Below are 20,562 nucleotides of genomic sequence, written 5' to 3'. Positions count from 1 at the left end.
GAATTCAATCTGCTTAGATCTATAATAATAGACACGAGTGGATTAAACAACTTGAATTGTTTATCGTGATTTTTGCGCAATAATTTTTGATTGAGAAGTTTAATGAATTTTGATCTCATTTAGTACACGTAATATTGAAGCTTTCATTTACAAATACGGATTAAAGAAAGGGAGGACTTAGGACTTATGAAGAAAAGAAAATTGGGTGACTTGGAGACTTCATTACTTGGATTCGGGTGTATGGGGCTAAACTATCATCGGGGTCCGGCAAAAGACCGTAATGAAATGATTCAGGTCGTGCACTCCGCTATTGATGCTGGTATTACCATGTATGACACAGCAGAAGTTTATGGGCCTTATACCAATGAAGAGCTTGTTGGTGAGGCGCTTGCAGGTCGCCGCAGCAGGGTACAGATTGCGACAAAAGGCGGTTTTAAGATCTCTGGTTTAACAAATGAGCTTGACAGCCGGCCAGAGTCCATCATACGTTCAGTTGAAGGATCTTTAAAAAGATTGCGAACGGATTATATCGACTTATACTATATCCATCGTATAGACCCAAAGGTTCCAATTGAAGAAGTTGCAATGACTATGCAGCAACTTAAAAAAGATGGAAAAATCCTCCACTGGGGATTGTCGGAGGCAAGCGCTGAAACCATTCGCCGTGCGCACTCCGTTGAACCGCTGGCGGCAGTGGAGAGTGAGTATTCGATTTGGTGGCGCGATGTAGAGCGAAACATTTTCCCGGTACTCAAGGAATTAGGGATTGGCTTAGTTGCCTATAGTCCTCTGGGACGTGGATTTCTCACCGGAAAAATAGACAAGAACACATCTTTCACTGAGAATGACAACCGAGGGGAGCTTCCGCGGTTTACCAAGGAAGCAATGGAAGCGAATCAGGTAATTATTGATTTTTTGAATAAACTGGCTAAGCGGAGGAATGTAACTCCTGCACAAATAGCACTTGCATGGATTCTTTCCCAGAAGTCCTTTGTTGTTCCAATTCCAGGGACAACAAATGTCAACAGAATCTCTGAAAATGTTGCATCAACTAATATCGTGTTTACTGAACAAGAGCTACAGGAGATCAATGAAGAAATCGCCAAGATTCAAATTGTTGGTGACCGTTATCCGGAAGCAGAAAAGAAAAGGACCGGCAAATAAGCAAATGCTAATTCTGCCGAAAGTTTAAATCGAAACAAAAAGTTTCTTAAATGAAAAGAGGGTTAATTGGAATGAAAGCAAATATGATGTATGCTGCTGGTGATGTTCGCGTAGTAGAAGTACCCGTTCCGAAATTGCAAAAACCGACTGATGCCATTTTGAAGGTGGTTACCGCCTGCATTTGCGGAAGCGACCTGCATCCTTATCATAGCATGCATGCCCATGAGCATGGCGAAGGTGAAGCCATGGGCCATGAAGTCATCGGAAGAATTGAAGAAATGGGATCGAACGTTACTGGATTCAAAAGAGGCGATTTGGTTGTCGTTCCCTTTGCTTATGGTGACAACACATGTCCTTTTTGCGAAGAAGGATTAATGACTTCATGCATACACGGAGGGTTTATGTCCGGTTGCCAGGCGGAGTTTGTTAGAGTACCTCAAGCACAAGGAAGTATGTTCAAATTGCCTGAAGAAATAGATGAGAACTCACCATTGCTGCCTTCCCTATTAACATTGTCTGATGTATACGGTACTGGATATCATGCGGCTGTGAAGGGCGGTGTGAATGAAAATACGACAGTAACGGTTATCGGTGATGGAGCAGTTGGTCTTCTTGCCGTCCTGTCAGCGAAGAAACTCGGTGCTAAGAAAATCATTCTCATGGGTCGCCATAAGGTACGGACAGATCTTGGTGTTGAATTTGGTGCCACAGATGTTGTTTCTGAGCGCGGAGAAGAAGGCATTACGAAAGTTCTGGAATTGACGAATGGAGAAGGAACACACGTTGTTCTTGAATGTGTTGGTCTAATGCCTGCTTATGAGATGAGCCTTGGTGTAGTGAGGGCTGGTGGGGTTATCAGCCGTGTTGGTGTGCCACAGTATGAGGATGCTCCAGTCGGCTTTGCTAGTCTTTTTGGTCGTAATATAACGCTAACGGGGGGACCAGCTCCAACGCGTGCATATATGGAAGAATTATTGCCCGACATCCTTAACGGAACAATTGAACCTGGTCGTGTATTTGATGTAACCGTTGATCTGGACGGGGTTCCAGAAGGTTATCGTGCCATGGACAAACGTGAAGCGCTCAAAGTACTAATTAGACCTTAATAAAGAGAAGTGTAAGAGAAAGAACTTGTACATTAGAGAGCATTACTATAGTGGTTAACAAAGGAGATAACAACTTTGCCAGAAAAACAAACAGCAGGGCGAGATTTGCTTGGAGAATTCGCACCTAAATTCGCAGAACTTAACGATGATGTATTATTCGGTGAGGTTTGGTCACGAGAAAATGAATTATCTCCTCGCGATCGCAGTATGATAACGATTAGTGCATTAATCAGCGGAGGAAACTTTGAACAATTGTCTGCCCACTTACAAAGAGCTAAAAAAAACGGTGTTACCCAAGAGGAAATAGCTGAAATGATAACCCACCTTGCTTTCTATACTGGATGGCCAAAAGCATGGTCAGCATTTAATATAGCAAAAGAAATCTATAAGGACTAAGGGAGACAAAGGTCATGATTATCAAAGACATGAAAGATACGATTTTATTCGATGCAGGAGAACCCAATCCATTTTCTCAATTTTTCTTAGGACAAAGTTATTTAAAAATGCTCACAACCGGACCAAATGCTATTGGAAATGTGACGTTTGAACCGGGTTGCCGTAATAACTGGCATTCTCATACAGGGGGGCAATTATTGTTTGTTACTGCCGGTGAAGGTTATTATCAAGCTATGGGCGAACCTGCTCAACGCTTAAAAGCAGGGGATGTAGTAATCATTCCATCAGGTGTGAAACATTGGCATGGTGCAGCAGATGACTCATGGTTTGTTCATTTAGCAGCTGCTGGTGATCCGAGCAAGCCAGAGACTGAATGGTTTGAGCCTGTAAATGATGAACAGTTCGCAGAAGCAAATAAAGTGAAATATTGATAATGCTTCAAACCGTGAGACAATTGTAGCGGATAAATGCTATTCATTCACGAACATTTTCATTTTAAAGATGAGTCTACTTAAGCTATCGAGGAACGTTAGTTCAATAAGCAACCAGGACGAAGCTGCCAGCACAATCGGCAGCTTCATTGCGTTAACAGGTATGTATAGAAGTTCTTGTCGTCCGACACAAGCCATATGTGCAGCGACACAAAATTGCTTGAATATAATGAGAGAAAACAGTGGTTTTTTGATTGTTAATTAAGCATATTTATGTCGTTTTTAATTGACACAAATACGCTTAATTAATGACCACGCGACACAATTCTACTTGAATAAATGAATATTAATCAGGTATGCGATTTTTCTGTAGTGGTTTTAAATTAGACTTAACCACTGTTATTTATTTATTTAATTTTTTTAGTTATTTTGTTTCCAGCCATTTTGAAGCCATTCGTAGAGTTCTGGAGATTTTGCACGAATCTTGTTCGAACCATTTCTTAGTACGATCTCACCATTAACGGGGGCACATTGTTTTAAACCGTTCCCATTAACTAATGTGGTATAAACACATTTATACGCTGGTGAAACAATTTTCTTCTTTCCGTCGTTCATCAATATGTTTATAACCATTGGCCGCCGTTTAAATACGAAAAGCTGCCGTTCTTTATTTTGAAGATAAATAACGATGATATTATAGAATTTCAATGGTGGCAGAACGATCGAGACTTTCAACTGAAGAATCTCCATTATGCAACATGTCCATTCGACTCGATAAAGAAACGAAGACGTAACAACCAATAATTATTTAATGAGAGTGGGACGCGACCCAAAACTTTTTAGTTTATTAAAGTAGTTTTGTGTCGTGATTTTTTATTTAAGTAAATTTGTGTCGCTGCACACCATAGATGTCGGAAGTCAAGAACATTATCCCATTAAAGCCACGCAAATTGCGGTTTTTTTATTTATGGGATCAAGTTCTTGTCATTTGTTGATGACAAGAACTTGATCCCATTCCCGACTAATGACAAGAACATAGTCCCATTCCCGACTAAAGTTTTTGACTGACGATGCGTCGTTAAGCTAACGGGCAGTTATGCGCAATACGCGTAGGATCGTAAGCGATGAGCACAGCCTCCATATTAGCATTGACAATGGAACGGGCAATTCGTATGATCCAAATAGAATTGTAAAAAAAATGAAAATGGGGTTGAATGCGGATGGAGACAGCTGACTGGGCAAACAAAATTACCGAAATCACATTGTTTGTGGAAGATTTGCGTCGGTCGAAGGCATTCTACCAAGAGACGTTCAAACTTGCGATCATATATGAAGATGAAAGCTGCGCGGTGTTCGATTATGGCAATACAAGCATCAATCTGTTAAATCAATCGAATGCCCGCGAGTTGATTGAGCCGGCGCAGGTTGGTCGCGGCGGAGATGGCGCGCGGTTTCAGTTTACGATCCAAGTGCCAGACGTTGACCGGGTATGCGATGAGCTAGAAGTGCGGGGCGTTAAGTTATTGAATGGACCAATAACGCGCCCCTGGGGGCGGCGGACGGCTTGTTTTGCCGATCCAGACGGGCATGTGTGGGAGATTGCGCAGGTGCTGTAATGAATTGGCATTAGCGGGGAGAGGATCTGGATGGTGAACGATTCTTCGGCTATTATCGAGCAATATATTCGGAATCTGGACAGATATTCGATAGAGCAGTTGCGATTTAAATGCAAAGAAAACGTATGGTCGGTCGGGCAAATGTATATCCACGTGATCGAAGTGGCGAAAGAGTACATCGGGCATATTGAAACATGCACCAAGGCAACAAACGAAGAGTCTGAAGGAAAGACGGAAGACGGAACGAAGGCGCTTGCCGAAAAAGAGTGGCCCAATATCCGAGTGAAACTTGAGGAACCGCCCAACGCGACATGCAACCCCGAGAGCAAGGATGAAATCATAGCTGGCCTGGAGCAGGTGCTAGAGAAGTTAGCCAACTGGGCGGGTTGCATAGATGAGTCGAATCCGGCTTGCAAGGTGCGCCATGGCTGGTTTGGCTGGCTCAACGCACGTGATTGGTTTGAGATGGTTGGTATGCACAGCAGGCACCATTTGCGCCAGAAGGTGAAGCTGGACGAAAAGCTGGCGGAGGCAGGCATAAGATAGCACAATTTTCTAAAGCTTTTTGCTCAATTATGATTAAACTAACGAGCAACGATAGTTCAATACTGACAGGGCTGCCGTTAGGTAGCCCTTCGTTCAACTAACAGGCAGTTTTACTTAATACATTTGCATGTTACTGGGTAGATTAACCAGTGGGGTGAATTTTAAGTGAAGCTATGTAATTTAATATTAGTAATAAGCTTTCTTATAGGACAATTACATAACCATGACGATAATCGTGCCCAGCTTTTGCGAGTATATACACGGATTTACCCGAGGAATCAGGGTGGTGGGGTGTTCCAAAAGGCGTTAGTAAGATGACAATCCATGCCGATGCCAAAAATACAGAAACCGTTCTTTTTTGGTTAATACCGACAGGGACGGAGACTTGGAGTGAAAGAGAACTCATTGGTTATGACAAAGATGGAAATGATGGATGGACTGTAACATGGAAGTTCGGCAATCAGAGACTTCATGACCACATTCATGTTCAGGCGTTGGGAAGCGATAGTTATACACAATCGTTGCTTAAGTTAGATCATTTTTACAAAGAGAAAAGAGGGAGTGATATAACTTCCTGGAGAAAAGGAAGATTAACGGCCACAGAGCTAATCGAAGATGTTGTTGAAGCGTACATAAATAATCTTTTCGATTACTCCAATCTTAAAGTAATCGAAAATAGAAATTTGGTTCATTGGATCATAAATAAAGTCACGGCACATATATGCTTAAGCTTTTTCAAAGAGTGGCTTAATATTGCAAAACAGAGATCAAAGAATATAACCGTTCCTACTAGTGCTGAAATAAAAGGAATGAAAGATAGATGTATTCCAGAGATGGCTTTTAGATTTCATCCTGACATGGCAAAAAAACAGTCTGTAGAATTTTATTATGAGACGAGAAACACTTTGCATTCGTTAATGGACAGATTGTTCGGTGAATGCCCGCACGAAAAGAAGTCAATTCGATCGAGTTTATATTCGATGAAATCCTACAGTCCGTTAGGTGCATCAATGATGTACTACTCACATATGACCGAGGAAAACAAAGAGCTTCGTCAGAATGTCGATCAGTATGTATTGAGATTGACATTATAAACTGCATAATCAACAATGGGAATCCGCGCAGGCGGATTTTTTTATTGTATTAATCATTTAAGATTCCGGGAATCCGTGCAAGCATTTTTTTTCTTGTTTTGCTTATTCGCGTAGGGAATGGGATCAAGTTCTTGTCATCCGACAATATACAAAATATCAGGTTATTAAAGAGATGTTTCCGATTTATATACATATGTACAAAATACGAGTTTTGTGTAATAGTCAATTAATTAATCAATAGTTCCATTAATTTACTCGTTGTTTTATTGTGTTACTTATCCTTGTAAAGTTCAGCGGCAATCTTTTCAATAATCAAATTATTATCAATATTATTTAGATTTTTAAGTTTCTGAATCAACAATTGAGCCCTTGCGATCTGTTCTGTTTTGTTTCATTCTCAAACATGGCGGCATAGAGTGTTTTCTTATTTTTTTCGATGTATTGATTCACGTTAACTTTTTCATTTTTATCTCCTTTTAAATTTATGTTAACAAGATTAGGTGCTTGCTTTCAAAAGAAGGATCAATTTTATAAAACCAATATAACTTACTGAAATATAATGTGACACCTATTAACAAAGTCTATATCAGTATTGATCTCTATCTTTATAATTGATTTTAGATAAAATTTGTATTTTGCACATATGTATTTATTCAGAGGAAAACCCTTATTTCATAAGATTTTATATATAGTGTCAAACACTATATAACCATTTTCATATTTTCTATAAATATAAGTTAAGCTTTTATATCACTCTTTTGTTTAGTTGTTTATTTTGTCACTCTTATTATGTGTAAGTTCAGCCGTAAAAATAACGAAACGTTCCCTATGATGGTGTTCCCCAGGACGAAACTTCCCGCATGCTGACTCGATTTATCCGTAATCCTCCCTGTCTTTCCCCTCATTTTAGCGGAAGCTGACGACATCCGATACCATCTACGGGAATGCAAGACGACGGTGTCCTTCAAGGCTCCGCCGTCTTATATACCGTTCTTCCGTTATCCCCAAGCAGCCAGCTCCATCTCGAAATCGGTCGTGAAATCTGGGCTGATCGGCGTGACCCGCACGTTCACGTTAGACTTCCATATGTTGATTGAGATATCGGGTAAAGTGCCCTCGTAGACGTATAGTCCCTTGGCCTGCTGCTGTACCAGCTCCAGCTTTGCCTTCCAGATGCCATGACGGCCGTCGGAGCCGACCGCCTCGACGCGGACGTCCTTGTGCCAGATGGCGCCGAGTTGAATTTCGGCACGGAAGGCCGTCTTGTTCAGCCCGATCCTGCTGCTATGGTCGGCCAGAATATCCGCTTTCCTGACGCGGACGCCGGACCAGTTGTCACGGATGAATTGCTTGTAGGCGGCAACCTTTGATGCGACCTCGAAGTTGTCAGCGGCGAACCGCTTCCCCCTTACGGTCGTGGGGACATACAACTTGTGCCAATAATCGCTTACCATTCTGTGGGTGTTGAAGAAGGGCGCGATTGAGCAGATCGACTCTTTCATCAGGTTGACCCATTCCGTCGGGACCGCGCGATCACCCCGCTTGTAGAACAGCGGAATAATCTCTTCCTCGAGCAGCCGGTAAAGCGCTTCACTGTCCTGATGCGCCTGGTACTCGAAGTCGCCATCCGTCGCGCCTTCGATGGCCCAACCGTTCCGCCCGTTGTAGCCTTCTACCCACCAGCCGTCCAGTACACTGCAGTTGAGTACGCCGTTCATGGCCGCCTTTTGCCCACTTGTACCGCTCGCTTCCATCGGCTTCACGGGTGTGTTGAGCCAAACGTCGACGCCTTGGACCAGCTTCTTCGCCTTATCCATCGCATAGTTCTCCACAATGTAAACCCTGCCCTTGAACCTTTCCTCCTGGGATAGCTCCACTATTCTGCGGATAAGATCCTGTCCCGGTCCGTCCGCGGGATGCGCTTTTCCGGCGAAAACTAGGCACACGGGGCGCTGCGGATCGCCCAAAATGTGCGCAAGCCTCTCTAGGTCGCGGAAGATGAGCAGTGCCCGCTTATACGTCGCAAATCGCCTGGCGAAGCCGAGGATCAACGGTCCTTCACCGGATAAGGCAAGCGGCAGGCCCAACTCCCGGACCATCTCAGATTTCGCCCGCTGATGCTCCTCCCACAGCTCTATGAGTGGGATATCCCGAACAGCAGCCCATACGTCCGGTTCCGCGGTGCGGACGGCCCAGTCGGGCGGGAGGTGCCGGTCGAACAGCTCCTTCATGCCAGTGGCTAGCCATGTCCCGATATGGATGCCGTTCGTGACTGAATCGACTGGAATGTCCTGTCTCGGAATATGCGGCATCCACCGGTGGAACAAGTCCCGTGTCACCTCGCCGTGCAGCTTGCTCACCCCGTTCACCTTTGACGACGTGCTGACGGCAAGCCGTGTCATGTTGAACGCATCGCCCACTCGGCCGAGCGACAGCACTCGCTCCCTGTCCGTCCCGAACTGCCAGTAATAGTCGCCGAAATAGCGGTCCATCATGTCGATGGAGAAGACATCATGCCCGGCGGGTACCGGTGTGTGCGTCGTGAATACAGTGCTCGCCTTTACCGCTTCGAGTGCAGTCTCGAACAGCACTCCTTCGGCGGACAGCATGCGGATGCGCTCGAGCGTCAGGAACGCTGGGTGCCCTTCGTTCATATGCCAGACGTCCGGCCGGATGCCCAGCGTTGCAAGCAATCTCGCTCCGCCGATGCCAAGGATTATCTCCTGGCTTATGCGAACGTCTTGTTCGCTTGGATAGAGTGTGTCGGTCAAGCGGCGGTCCGCGTCGCTATTCGATTCAACGTCGGTATTGAGCAGGTACAGAGTGACCGAGCCCATCTGAACGGACCACGCTTTCACATACACCTGCCTGCCGCCTATCATCACGTCGACAACGAGAGTCCGCCCTTCGGCATCCCGCACGAGACGAACTGGGTAGGTGCTTGCCTCTGGGTCGATTTTTTGATACAGATGCTGCTGCGAGCCGCCCTCATCGATGTGCTGCTGGAAGTAACCGTTACCGTAAAATATGCCTACACCCGTAAGCTGAACATTCATGTCTGAGGCCGCCTTGATATGGTCGCCTGCTAATATGCCAAGGCCGCCCGAGTAAATCGGTAAAGTTTCGTCAAGTCCAAATTCTGCCGAGAAATACGCTACACCGCCGTTTGACATCATCCCACCTCATTTTCGCGAAAAATTGCGCTTCGCCTTGTAAGCGCCTGACTTGATGCCTCTATACTATATGCCGGTTTACAGTACACGTGCCTATAGGAAGCGGGAGCCACGGGTGGTAAACCCCGACAAGCCGGGTAAATAGGAAACCTATTTTTCATACAGATTACTGACTTAGTTTGACAATAGTTGAGCTGTTGCGGCTGCATAGTATGCTATAGCCTCAACATATCATTGCTGGTGAAGTGTCTTTACAACGTCGATTGGGATCATGCAATAAGAACCTCAGATTGACGTTTATCGTAAAGACGTTAAATTTTATCTGATTGATACGATTCTCTGTAAGTAAGGAATTTTTCAAAAAAAGTCCCAGAGGCAGCGTCCCCTGGGACTTTCAAATGGCTCACTATAAAAGACGAATTTTGGAAAAGGGTACAGAGCGCTCATGCAGACTGGAAAAAATCCAAAACCGAAGCTCAACGCAACGAGTCGTTTGGACCTTCCTTATAAGTGCAAAAGACCGGTCAGATGGGCACTTTTTTATAAGTGTCTATCTGACCGGTCCGCCGTTCTAATAAGTGGGCTAGATCGAAGAATAATTCAGATCTGTACCGGTGCTTCCGATAAAGATTAAAGCAATTATGGCGATTAGTAAAAAAATGGCATAGAAAGCAGTACCTATAATTCCGCATACAAGTCCGGCAATCGCCAAGCCGCGGCCTTGTTCGTGATGTCCCTTCAACATTTGACTATTTCTCCAAATTCAGCCGGCGTTTGTTTTGCATAACGGAACGGCTTGCCTCAGGCGCCATCGGTTTTCGGCGGCTCGTCGGGCCGACCAGCCATCGACCGAACGGCAGCTTATCCAGTAAACTGGCTAATCCGATCGCTCCTGCTGCAACCAATATAAATGTAATCAACACCGCCGGCAGATGATACCCGGTGAGATGCAAGGGCCGTGTTACCCCGCTCACCAGCATGAGCACAAACGCGTGAGCCAGAAAACCGCCGAACGAATGCCGCCCGATAAACAGCAGGATACGGTAAAGCGCGCCTTTCCTTTTTTGCAGCAGCAGCGCGGCTCCGTACAGCAACAACAGCTGGGAGACGATAATCGCGAAAGTAGAAGGCTTCAAATAGGTGGAAAGATTCAAATTGATCCGCTCCGATGAGAAGCGCAAAACATCATAGCCGAGCCAAATATATGCCCCGATGAACGCAATCATCGTCCAGCCCATAGCATCTCCTACGAACTTCCGAAACCGGTTCAAGCCGAAGGCGCATACGCTCCCCATCAGGAAGTAAAATAAGTACATGACAAAATAATAAGATCGGTTCGCGATCAGCTCCGCCCAAAAACCGCCTGCGGAAGCGGCCCAGTCAGGCATTTTGTAGTAAGACAGCCACATCAGCGCTCCATGCAGCAGACCCAGCGCCAGGGATATCCCCGCAACCCTGGGAAATAATTCATCTTCCGAATTGGGCCGCAGCCGTGACCGGAATGTTCCGACCATCCGGGAAAACAACGGGAATAACAAATAAAACTGAAAAATCATAAGGATAAACCACAGATGGTAGCCGTATGTCGGCTTGATCAGCTGCTGAAAGATACTCGTCCAAGCCGATGGCTGCATGAGCTTTCCGCCGAATACCCCTTCCACCGCTATCCAGTAAATGATCGTCCAGCTTAGAAAAGGAATAAAAATATCGCCGAACCTTTTTCGGATAAACGAACGGTAATGCAGCTTCCCGCTGTAATTGTAAAACAAAATCAGACCGGACAGAAATACGAACGTCGGTGTCCCGAACCGGGTGAAATGAAACAGCATCGCCAGCATGATCGAGTCAGCCGGCAGGATGTCGGGCCGATAAATATACTCCGCAATGCAGTGCTGAAGCGCCACCGCCAAAAAGGCAAACGCGCGAAGCAGCGTCACTTCTTCGATCCGCTCTTTTTTCTGACGTACCTCTGGCTGAGGCGCTTGCCGTTCTATTTCCGCTTGCAAATTTCCCATGGTGTCACCTCTATTCTCAGTTGGCAAAAGATGAACTGATTATAGCGGACAAACATTAGAGGAAGATTAATTGGCACAAATTAACGCTTTCCGGTGCTCTTATCCCTTCCCCGATCCAGCCAGAATAGCGGGTTAGCCCCGGATTAGCTCATCCGCCAGCTCCCGATGGATTACATTCCTTTACTCTCGTATATGAAACCCTGCCACCAAATCCATTTTCCATGTAGGGGTTTCATGATCTGTATCTCATTTCGTTTTACAGGCTATTATTTAGCCTTCATTCCAATCCGTCGTATTTTCCTTGATACTTGAACATCAAAAGTACTCTCTTTATACATAGTGCGCCATTTCTCAGCCGTTTTAATCTGTTTATTCCAATAACGAGGCTCTTTTGCTCTTACATATTCACCGAACCCGAATATATCAGAACCTTTCACTTGCGTTTTTTTAATCATTTTCATATAAAATTTCACGGACGACTCTTTCTGTATTTGTTCTATTTTTTTTAATGTAACAAGGTTATTAATCTTTATTTTATCGCTAAGTTTTTCCTCAAGATCAAATTCCATGGAGATTTTTATAGTGAAGTGCGGAATATTGTCCTTAATCTGCACATCAATTTTTGATCTACGCTGCGTGGCATTGGTCATAACGTATTCTTTTGACCCGCCCAAAGGGATGAATCTCCTATAACCCGCTGGATTCACACCTTTTATACCTAAATATCCAGCAATTTCAAAAGGTTTCGTTACACCCACCATTTGATTGCCAACGAAATAGGCGAGGCCCTTTATCTCGACATTTTGTTCCTTTTTCATTTCCACATATGGTAAAAATCCTTCTTGTCCTTTTTTAGACACATTTTTCCAAAATATACCGATATAATCTTTTGGAAACTTACCTAATTTAATACCTTCATCTAGCGTTGAAATCAAGTAAAGAGTAGGTACCCTTTGCAGCTTCGGTGAAGCTTTCATGAACTTAAGAGCGTTCCCTTTCGATACCATCAACCAGGCCATCCTGCGTACTTCCGGATTGCGTCGAAAATAATCATTTACATTTTCAAGTCCTTTTTTTGCCACTGCTTCAGACACCACGATGACGCGCAAATGTCCAAAAAAGAGTCTGCTGGAGACCTGTTGTTGCAAATTCATAATCGCATCATTTATGCTGTGTCCAACTACATCTATTACCCATACGCTCTGACTCTCTGAGCCCTTACCACCTCCACTTTCGCCAGGTCCGAGTGGAATTCTTCCTGGCAGGGCGATTTGTACGGCAACGCGAATCAACCCTTTTTGCGGTGCAGGAATTGATCCGCGAATATGAGAAACCTCATCCTCCTCTTGTTCAGCTTTTTCTGTGTCAGCCGTATCAATGGATACGCCTAATACAACAGCCCGCTCTTCAATATCAAGTCGATCCCAGCAGCCGGTCAGAAAGGGAATGACAAGAATGATGCAACAAAGTATTTTAAAGATTCTGATCAACTTACTTGTCCTCAACACGATTACCTCTCTTCTTGCTAAGGATTGAAATTATCAGCAATAGAGCAGGAGGATAGCCGATTATAAGGCAACTACCTTTTCATGCAATCCCTTACCGATGATATCCTCGCCCATTATTTTAGTCTTATGTTTTTCTTAGACCGGCGATCATCGGATTCACTTCCAGCTTCTTGATTCATCAAATTGACATGTCTATATCGACCCATCGTAATTTAATGATTTCCCATTATCATTATTGGAAATATTTATTATTCTTCAGTTTCTACAACATACTAAGAAATTAATCATCAAGGATCGTTAACTAACATCTTCTGAGAAGCATGCCCTTGCTCATTAGTATTAGAAAGACTTCTCTCTGATTAAGCGGTGCTTTAAAAGAAAAAGCAGACTGCCACAGCGGTCTGCTCCCGAATCATTTATTCAACTCTGGTTTCTCGTTGGCGGAACCGTTTACCGCTGACCTTCCCGACGTCCCATCAAATAAAACAAATAATCCGTCGGGACCCCGGAATATCCTAACTGCCTGAGCATCGCGGTTGCATTGCCGCGGTGATACGACCTGTGGTTGACCACACGCCTCACGAAGTCGGAGAAATGCGTATCGAGACGGCCGTACTTCGGATGCTCTATGCAAATAGAACCCGAGAGCTCTGCCTGCAAACACATGTGGGATTCAACATTCGGCTCCGGTCATCTCGTTAGTAAACATCTTTTTATATTCACGGGGTTTAAGTTTAACCGCTGATTCAGGCGCGTAGTGAACTTGGACCGAACGGCGACGCTTCGACGAGAAATTCGGTGGTGTGCCATGATGTAAAAGACCGGAGAATATAAGCACTCCCCCTGGCTTCAATGGAACCGCTACATCCTTTGCAACGGCCACGCTGCGATCGCAGAGTTGCCAATCGCGCTCTGCATAGTGTGGGACAGCGCCTTCCCGATGGGAATACGGAATGACATGCATGCAACCGTTGTCCAATTCAGCCGGATCCAATGCAAACCATGCGCCTATGACGGATTTATCGTACGCCAAGTTTCCGTAAGCCATATCTTGATGCCATGGTTTTTCCGAACCACCGCTTGGCGGTTTCAGAATCCCCTGATCTTGAACGACTATTGCCTGTTCTCCGAAAAGCTTACCCATCGCATTCACTACATCCGGATGAAGAGCAATATCCCGCAATCGGGGTTCGTGATCCATAAAACCGTGAATTTTGCGTGCGGCGAACTCGCGCTCTTCATCGGTATGAAGTTCATTCTCTGGTTTAACAAACTGAATACGAGAGCCTATCGAGCGACGGAATAAAATGTCCATTATGGCTTCTAAGCTCGTTTGAACCTCAGAATCCGTCAATGCATTTTCCACCACCAAATATCCTCTTTCCCAAAAAAGACGGACATGCTTATCCGTTAAATCGGCCCAGGATGGGATGCGGTCGTCCTCGATTTGATCGTAACGATAAAGGGTGTTTGCGATTGTTCTAGCCAGACGTTCTTCCTCATCGGTGTCATAAGAATGCAGCGTTCGCTTCGATTTACGCTCTTCCATGTGGAATTCTTCCTCCTTAATACGATGAATGGTTTGTTGATGTCATTATCGTATCATGCAGCAAAGAGCATCGAACATGAAGCAAGCCTTTGATTTTTTATCCTTTTTCCGATATCAGCAGGAAGTCTAATTTTTTCCGTGCGGCACGGCTGCTACCGATGAACGCCGATATATCGAAGGCGGACCTCCAAAATGACGTTTAAACTGCCGGCTAAATAAAAACACATTGTCGTAACCGATCGCATCTGCGATTTGCGAAACATTCATAGTCGTCTCGGTCAAAAGATGCATCGCTCTTTCCATGCGTGCTTTCGTGAGAAAACCCTGCAGTGACATTCCAATCGTCTTTTTAAAGAGCAAGCTCAAATATTCCGCCGACAATCCCGCCAACTGCGCTGCCTCCATAACTGTCATTTTCCCTTGAGTGCTGGAACGAATGAGAGAACTAACCCTTGCCACGGTCTGACGCTGCTTTGCTGAGATGCTATCGCCAGTCAGGTTACCTTCCTGACTCCGGAGCAACTCATAAAGCACAAGTCGCATCAAGCTGTCAAACTCGCTTAGGGAATAGGCATCTCCAAGCTCTAATGTTTCCAGAATACGATTTAACAAAATTTCAAAGCCAAATTGTTCATGAACGAATGTATGTCTAGCGATCGGAATGACTTGTTCAACAACCGAATCATCGGTAAGCTTCCTCGTTTTAAAATGGATAAAGATGACTGTGAGCCGATCTTCCAGGTTTTGATTGGCTTCAGGCCGATCCCCTGGGTGAATGAGACAGCAGCTTCCTTTCGCAAGCTTATGCTGTTCGTTTCCAATACGCATTGTTCCTGAACCTGACACCACATACCAGAGATCAAAGTCAGACAAAGGCAGCGGACACCAATTCCAACCGGGTTCACAACGGGCTTTACCGAAGTTGTTGCCCGAACGAAAGTTAATATGAAGTAGTGGATCATACACACTGTTAACCTCCTTAGCATGGAAATCATAAAGAAATTCTTCCATCAGGATGTAGCGTCTCCGGGTAAAATGCAGCGGCAAAAAAGAGAAAGGTTCCCCCTTCTCTTACCTCGACTCCGTGTTACGCACATTTCATTATACCCTCTATTTTTAAGGATCTGTTCAGGCTCTTTATTGAAAAATACTTCTTCACATTTTTCATAGTATACTCCGTTTTTAAAGCATCTCCATCATTGCCACGTGGCCCCTGCGATTGGCCCAAGCTTTAGGCGATGCCCACTCGGGAACACCCGCTGGAGCCCGCCGGGCACCTTGCTCGAGAAGTAAAGCGGCCATCTCCGATTGACCGTACTTGGCAGCCCATCCGAGCGGTGTCGTGCAATATACATCATCCACGGTGTCTAATTCAGCGCCGCGATCGATTAACACTTTGACTAGTTTTGTATTCCCTTGGGATGCCAATACGTGCAAGTAGCTGACGCCAAGCCAATTGGTCAAGTTAGGATCGGCGCCGTGATCGAGCAGTAGCCCCACCATTTCTTCCCCGGAACGAAATGCATAGCCCATATAGTTATTGATGTACCAGGGACGATTCAGATCGGCGTTATATTTCAACAGCAGCCGTACGATAGACTTATGTCCAAATCCCGCAGCCAGCGTTAGCGGACCGAAATCATCGCCACTATTCACCGCGGAAGGATCCACGGCCAGGATCTCGCCAACCAATTCGATTTTACCCAGCCAACAGGCGGCGGCCAGCGTTGCGGTACCTCCGTAAGCATATAGTAAATCCCGCATTTCGGTATACCCTTTACTCATTGCAATCGAGACTGGGTTGCCGGAGGATTCGACGTTGGCATGGACATCGGCACCATGCTCAAGCAGCAGCTTCGCGCATGACAAATGATTGCCCTGCGCTGCAGCATGCAAGGCTGCCCCGCCCGGCGCGCCTGCTTCCGCCAGGTTTGGGTCAGCACCGTGCTCAAGCAGGACTTGTACCGCATGTTCGTATCCGTGTTTTGACGCATAATATAACGCCGATCTTCCGGAAGAATCCTTGACATTGACCAGCCTAGGGTCTTGTGCCAAAATATCGCGCATATACGGCGTGTCTCCGACCGCTGCGGCGGTGTAGATATCATAATGGGCCCCTTTTGCAGTCAGATAACCGAGCAGAAACCATTCGTTCCTAATCGATTCGGCCGGTAAATCCCGGTTAACGCGGTAGAAGTAATCCCCTTCCATTGCCAAGTGAACGGGCCCACAACCGTCCGCTCTTCGCGCTTCCATATCGGCGCCTTGCTGAATGAAGTAATCAATCAGCTTCAGCTGCCTGGTCAGAACGGCCCAATGCAGCGGGGTGTTTCCGCGATCGTCGCTTGCATTCACCGCATCCGGATGTTCGTCGATCCACCGCTTTATTTCACACTCATTGCGTTCTCTGATAAGCGCAGCGATGGAATCTCCTAATGAATTGCTATGTAACGTACGCTCAAGATGATCCTCCAGCATCGCGGCGATGCCGGAATGGCCACGGTCTTTGGCTATTTGCAGCGGAATGTCCTGCCAGCTGACTCCTGTTGCCGTTAGATCCGCGCCATGCTCGAGTAATATACGCACGATATCCGCATGACCTTCCCTTACGGCAAAATGAATCGGGGAAAAATACGCCCAACTGCAGTTAGACAACGACGGATCTTTCTGAAGCAGCTCCCGTACTACCTGCAAATTCCCCGCCGCACAGGCTGCCAGCATGCTCCATACCTCGTTGCCCGCTCCTCCACTGAATGGGACTTCCTTATCCGTTTTCAGTGTTTCCGGCTGAATAAACTTCTTCATCTATTCATCTGCCTCCTCAATCGTCTCAATGGGACTTGCGCTTCGATGAGAGTAAACTACTTTTTATTGTTTCATTAGCAGGAATAAAGAGTCAATGGGGCGATCATCGCATAAATGAGTGTCAAAGAGTTCGGCGTAACATCCACAAGCGGGATATCGTATATTTATTCGACGAGAAGTGGCACCGATCCAGCAGCCTTGTAGATTTGTGCACGAAAAAAACAGCAGCCAGAACCAAAGCGGCCTAGCTGCTGTTTCACGCATCCATATTTTTTCAATAAATCGATCCGGTTAACGGATGGCGACCTTCCCCCGAGGTATTCCCGCAAATTACTCAAAAAAATGTCCATCACGCGTTCCTCGTAATTGACGGTCAATCCGGAAATGTGCGGAGTGAGGATCACATATCAGTGCGACAGCGCTCCCTTCTTTCTTTCGCTTTCATATAACCAATCGAGCGAGCGGGAACTTTCGCTGAACGGCGATACATCACGCTCCTTTAACTCCTGGTCGGCAGCGATGACGCCGAGAACCGCGAAGGCGCCTTTGCCCAGGTTTAGCACGTGACTACCGGTGTCGTACAGAAACGCGTGAACGTTTACGCTTGGGTAAAAGGAGGTCTTGATCCCTTTGCGCAAAATCGGCGACAAGCCGCCCCGGTCATCCGCATGCGTATTCTCGTCCAGTGTCGGCACTTGGAGCCACTGATCGTCGGATGAATTGAAATAACCGACCAGCAGACGAACCGGCGTATCCGTCTCGAACTCGACAGTAATGCCGCCTTTCGCCGCTTCCGCGCGGCTGAACCGGATACCGGTCAAGCCTTCGAGCTCCTCCGCGCAGCTTTGAACATATACCTCGCCGTCCGTGAAGAGCAAGCAGTCCTTCGAAAGCGTATACGTCTCCATGCCGGGGGACTTCAGCTGGAAGGCGGCCTGGCGGTACGGATCGATCTTTTCTTCCCCGCTTACCTGCGAAGGCAGCTTTCCTGCCTTTAGGTCATTCACGCTGGCTTGAAAGCTCGCAAGCTCCTCTTCGTATACCGGGAGACAGTCCGTCCAATGCTTGTATTTCCGGCCGTCGGGAATCGGAATTTTACGATGCGGCGTCAGCATACTGTTCGCGTAAAGATAGGTTTTCTCGGTCAGCCCGGTCAGCTTGCGGTACCATTCAATGCTTTCCTGCAGGTAAGGAACGGCTTCCTCCAACAGATCCGTGTGCTCCAGATAGCTGCCATTCACCGTATGTTTGTAAGATAGCACTTGGATGGCGGCCCGTACCTTGGCACCATAGAAACGCGCCATATACCGGATCGCTTCCACATCGCTTGCAATCCGTTCGAATTCTTCCTTATTGCGGGTAATATGAGAGCTTCCGCGCTGGATCGCCGTCCATGCTTGATCCGCGAACAGCTCGACCGATTCGATGACGTCGACCGGCGTCTCCCCGATGTGGGGCTCGTCCGCCAGCTCTTTCTGGACATACTGTTCCAGCCGCTCGCCCTGCGGCGCGTGATCCTCCCATAGCGCCCTATAAGGCGAATAGCGGTCCGGATTGGTCAATTGGCTCATTTTCATGCCGAGCGACAGCGTCTGCCGGTTGCCCTCCGTAATGCCGAAGCGGCGAAGAAGCCGCGGCGCGCATTCGCCGAAAGCGTCGTACGCTTCAAGCAGCGCTGCGCCCGCTTCCCGGGACCCAAACCGCGCAGCAAGCTCTTCGATCCAATAATGGCGTTCCGTCTCCGGATCGCGGTCGGGGTTCCAGGCATAACGCGCCCATGCGGCATACCAGATCCAGTCGCGATCCGCCTGCTTCAGCCTAGGTGTCGCCTTGTCTCCGCTGTAAGGCCAATCCCAGAAAAACAGCGGGTAGAGGTGCAGACCGTTCGCCTTCTGCCGGTGCTTTGCCGCCTGCATGCTTTTCTGAATGAAGGCGGGCGAGCCGTAGCGGAACGGTTCCAAATTCGCGAGAACATGGACGTTGACGATATGGACCGACTGCATCTCGCTCAGGTTGTTATGGGTTTGCTTCCATCCGCCCCTCGGCGTCCAGGTCGTTAGCGACTCGCCGTTGTACTTGGCCTCGGTAAATAAATTCGGGTAAAGCGGAATCGCCTTCTCGATGATCGGCTCGGCCTTAACTGCGTGAGCGCGGAGGATGATCGGCGGACGTTCCTTTACATTCAGATCCCGAAGCCCTTCGTTAACGCCCGCCAGAATCGTTTCCGTGAACCATTCGGTGCCATAGACGCCACCCTGCAGAGCCTCTCCCAGGCATAGCATGAGTCCGACGCTAGGGTAAGACCTCACGAATTCCGCTACTGCCTTTCGCGTGTAATCGGCGGTGATCGGAAGCGGCTTCGGCTGATGGAGCTCCAGGCCGTGCTTTTCTGCGAATGGCAGCGGGATATGAATATTGTAGAAATTCAGCACGACCCAGATGCCTCGCTTGTCCGCTTCTTCCGTCAACCAGCCGAACGTCTCGACGTTTAGTTTGTAATCCTCTTCCGTAATTTCCAGCGCTTCCGGATAGTCCACCACCTTCACTAAGGATGAGAAAGGATGACCCGACCAAATATACACAACATTGCTTCGCTGCGCACAGAGCATATCCAGATACTCGAGCCACATCGCTTTATCGTAAAACCAAGGGAATCGATCCGGCGTTATCGGGTACTCGTAAGTGCGGCGGGGAGGTTCGATTTCCGTCTTTTGCAGGCCGAGCACCGGACCGCGAAGCACGAAGTCCGGCGTTTCGCCATGCGCAAGCAATTCCGGGACCCGACCCGCACGGCGAACCCGTTCGGCCAGTTCTTGGGCTCCGTATAATGCGCCGGTGTCGTTACCGCCCGAAACGACGATCAGGTTCCCCGGAAGCGTGGCGATATAGAAACCTTCCTTGCCCGGCTGCTCCGTATGATAAATAAGAACCTCCTGACTCTCCAGCGAGCGGATAAACCCGGACTCCTCCCTGTTGCCGACATATATTTTCAACTCCGGCCGATTCCGGTAAGTTAGAGAGCTCCACTCCCCCTCCGCAACCTCCGCCAAGCAGCCGCATTCCTCCAAAGCTTCCGTAAGCAGCTTCAAGCCGTGAAGCAGCCGGGGTGATGCGTTATCATGAATACCCAAATATATTTTCTTCATCCTTATACCTCCG

Annotated in this window: 17 protein-coding genes; 7 read left to right on the top strand and 10 right to left on the bottom strand. The window is 47.0% G+C overall.

Annotated features, from left to right (window positions below):
- Window positions 1-186: 186 nt before the first annotated feature.
- The 4 genes from MRBLPE1_RS17660 to MRBLPE1_RS17645 all read left to right on the top strand — a co-directional run bounded on the left by MRBLPE1_RS17660 (window position 187) and on the right by MRBLPE1_RS17645 (window position 3,097).
- Complete coding sequence (locus MRBLPE1_RS17660; protein WP_364147758.1) at window positions 187-1,164, top strand: aldo/keto reductase; 978 nt, start codon at window positions 187-189, stop codon at window positions 1,162-1,164.
- Between the two features lie 71 nt (window positions 1,165-1,235).
- A complete protein-coding gene (locus MRBLPE1_RS17655; protein ID WP_364147756.1) occupies window positions 1,236-2,270 on the top strand; it encodes a zinc-binding dehydrogenase in 1,035 nt (344 codons plus the stop codon).
- Window positions 2,271-2,345: 75 nt separating this feature from the next.
- Complete coding sequence (locus tag MRBLPE1_RS17650) at window positions 2,346-2,666, top strand: carboxymuconolactone decarboxylase family protein (protein WP_364147753.1); 321 nt, start codon at window positions 2,346-2,348, stop codon at window positions 2,664-2,666.
- A 14-nt stretch (window positions 2,667-2,680) separates the two neighbouring features.
- On the top strand, window positions 2,681-3,097 hold the full coding sequence (locus tag MRBLPE1_RS17645; protein WP_414698898.1) for a cupin domain-containing protein: 417 nt from the start codon (window positions 2,681-2,683) through the stop codon (window positions 3,095-3,097).
- A 420-nt stretch (window positions 3,098-3,517) separates the two neighbouring features.
- On the opposite strand, the gene MRBLPE1_RS17640 is transcribed toward MRBLPE1_RS17645, so the two are convergent.
- Complete coding sequence (locus MRBLPE1_RS17640) at window positions 3,518-3,832, bottom strand: hypothetical protein (protein WP_364147752.1); 315 nt, start codon at window positions 3,830-3,832, stop codon at window positions 3,518-3,520.
- A 485-nt stretch (window positions 3,833-4,317) separates the two neighbouring features.
- Here MRBLPE1_RS17640 and MRBLPE1_RS17635 point away from each other — a divergent pair, with 485 nt between their 5' ends.
- The 3 genes from MRBLPE1_RS17635 (at window position 4,318) to MRBLPE1_RS17625 (ending at window position 6,353) form a co-directional block, all read left to right on the top strand.
- On the top strand, window positions 4,318-4,713 hold the full coding sequence (locus tag MRBLPE1_RS17635; RefSeq protein WP_364147750.1) for a VOC family protein: 396 nt from the start codon (window positions 4,318-4,320) through the stop codon (window positions 4,711-4,713).
- 30 nt (window positions 4,714-4,743) lie between these two features.
- Window positions 4,744-5,259 carry a DinB family protein gene (locus MRBLPE1_RS17630; protein WP_364147747.1) on the top strand — a complete coding sequence of 172 codons (516 nt, stop codon included), beginning with the start codon at window positions 4,744-4,746 and terminating at the stop codon, window positions 5,257-5,259.
- 314 nt (window positions 5,260-5,573) lie between these two features.
- Window positions 5,574-6,353, top strand: coding sequence for a hypothetical protein (locus MRBLPE1_RS17625; protein ID WP_364147745.1), 780 nt, complete (start codon window positions 5,574-5,576; stop codon window positions 6,351-6,353).
- A 998-nt stretch (window positions 6,354-7,351) separates the two neighbouring features.
- Here MRBLPE1_RS17625 and glgP read toward each other — a convergent pair.
- The 9 genes from glgP to MRBLPE1_RS17580 form a co-directional block, all read right to left on the bottom strand.
- Entirely contained in the window at window positions 7,352-9,526 is a 2,175-nt protein-coding gene (gene glgP / locus MRBLPE1_RS17620; RefSeq protein WP_364147742.1) for an alpha-glucan family phosphorylase, read from the bottom strand.
- 583 nt (window positions 9,527-10,109) lie between these two features.
- On the bottom strand, window positions 10,110-10,271 hold the full coding sequence (locus tag MRBLPE1_RS17615; protein ID WP_414698897.1) for a hypothetical protein: 162 nt from the start codon (window positions 10,269-10,271) through the stop codon (window positions 10,110-10,112).
- A gap of 4 nt (window positions 10,272-10,275) precedes the next feature.
- Entirely contained in the window at window positions 10,276-11,541 is a 1,266-nt protein-coding gene (locus MRBLPE1_RS17610; RefSeq protein ID WP_364147739.1) for an acyltransferase, read from the bottom strand.
- A 266-nt stretch (window positions 11,542-11,807) separates the two neighbouring features.
- Window positions 11,808-13,031 (bottom strand): Ger(x)C family spore germination protein, encoded by a 1,224-nt coding sequence (locus tag MRBLPE1_RS17605; RefSeq protein WP_364147736.1) that lies wholly within the window; start codon window positions 13,029-13,031, stop codon window positions 11,808-11,810.
- 468 nt (window positions 13,032-13,499) lie between these two features.
- Window positions 13,500-13,715, bottom strand: coding sequence for a DinB family protein (locus MRBLPE1_RS17600; RefSeq protein WP_364147734.1), 216 nt, complete (start codon window positions 13,713-13,715; stop codon window positions 13,500-13,502).
- A gap of 7 nt (window positions 13,716-13,722) precedes the next feature.
- A complete protein-coding gene (locus MRBLPE1_RS17595) occupies window positions 13,723-14,598 on the bottom strand; it encodes a phytanoyl-CoA dioxygenase family protein (protein ID WP_364147732.1) in 876 nt (291 codons plus the stop codon).
- 126 nt (window positions 14,599-14,724) lie between these two features.
- Window positions 14,725-15,609 (bottom strand): AraC family transcriptional regulator, encoded by an 885-nt coding sequence (locus tag MRBLPE1_RS17590; RefSeq protein WP_364147729.1) that lies wholly within the window; start codon window positions 15,607-15,609, stop codon window positions 14,725-14,727.
- A gap of 171 nt (window positions 15,610-15,780) precedes the next feature.
- Complete coding sequence (locus MRBLPE1_RS17585) at window positions 15,781-17,403, bottom strand: ankyrin repeat domain-containing protein (RefSeq protein ID WP_364147727.1); 1,623 nt, start codon at window positions 17,401-17,403, stop codon at window positions 15,781-15,783.
- Window positions 17,404-17,810: 407 nt separating this feature from the next.
- The gene (locus tag MRBLPE1_RS17580; RefSeq protein WP_364147724.1) at window positions 17,811-20,549 is read right to left on the bottom strand and encodes a hypothetical protein; all 2,739 of its coding nucleotides are present in this window, start codon (window positions 20,547-20,549) and stop codon (window positions 17,811-17,813) included.
- Window positions 20,550-20,562 lie beyond the last annotated feature (13 nt).

It is taken from the genome of Paenibacillus sp. LPE1-1-1.1 (assembly GCF_040676435.1).
Taxonomy (GTDB): Bacteria; Bacillota; Bacilli; order Paenibacillales; family Paenibacillaceae; genus Pristimantibacillus.
This window is presented reverse-complemented; position numbering and strand designations above follow the sequence as displayed.

Excerpts from the sequence above, each read along its gene's own strand:
- MRBLPE1_RS17660 (WP_364147758.1), top strand. The coding sequence starts at position 187 with ATGAAGAAAAGAAAATTGGGTGACTTGGAGACTTCATTACTTGGATTC.
- glgP (WP_364147742.1), bottom strand. The coding sequence starts at position 9,526 with ATGTCAAACGGCGGTGTAGCGTATTTCTCGGCAGAATTTGGACTTGAC.
- MRBLPE1_RS17635 (WP_364147750.1), top strand. The coding sequence starts at position 4,318 with ATGGAGACAGCTGACTGGGCAAACAAAATTACCGAAATCACATTGTTT.
- MRBLPE1_RS17595 (WP_364147732.1), bottom strand. The coding sequence starts at position 14,598 with ATGGAAGAGCGTAAATCGAAGCGAACGCTGCATTCTTATGACACCGAT.
- MRBLPE1_RS17610 (WP_364147739.1), bottom strand. The coding sequence starts at position 11,541 with ATGGGAAATTTGCAAGCGGAAATAGAACGGCAAGCGCCTCAGCCAGAG.
- MRBLPE1_RS17630 (WP_364147747.1), top strand. The coding sequence starts at position 4,744 with ATGGTGAACGATTCTTCGGCTATTATCGAGCAATATATTCGGAATCTG.
- MRBLPE1_RS17590 (WP_364147729.1), bottom strand. The coding sequence starts at position 15,609 with ATGGAAGAATTTCTTTATGATTTCCATGCTAAGGAGGTTAACAGTGTG.
- MRBLPE1_RS17655 (WP_364147756.1), top strand. The coding sequence starts at position 1,236 with ATGAAAGCAAATATGATGTATGCTGCTGGTGATGTTCGCGTAGTAGAA.
- MRBLPE1_RS17645 (WP_414698898.1), top strand. The coding sequence starts at position 2,681 with ATGATTATCAAAGACATGAAAGATACGATTTTATTCGATGCAGGAGAA.
- MRBLPE1_RS17580 (WP_364147724.1), bottom strand. The coding sequence starts at position 20,549 with ATGAAGAAAATATATTTGGGTATTCATGATAACGCATCACCCCGGCTG.
- MRBLPE1_RS17600 (WP_364147734.1), bottom strand. The coding sequence starts at position 13,715 with ATGTGTTTGCAGGCAGAGCTCTCGGGTTCTATTTGCATAGAGCATCCG.
- MRBLPE1_RS17625 (WP_364147745.1), top strand. The coding sequence starts at position 5,574 with ATGACAATCCATGCCGATGCCAAAAATACAGAAACCGTTCTTTTTTGG.
- MRBLPE1_RS17585 (WP_364147727.1), bottom strand. The coding sequence starts at position 17,403 with ATGAAGAAGTTTATTCAGCCGGAAACACTGAAAACGGATAAGGAAGTC.
- MRBLPE1_RS17615 (WP_414698897.1), bottom strand. The coding sequence starts at position 10,271 with ATGTTGAAGGGACATCACGAACAAGGCCGCGGCTTGGCGATTGCCGGA.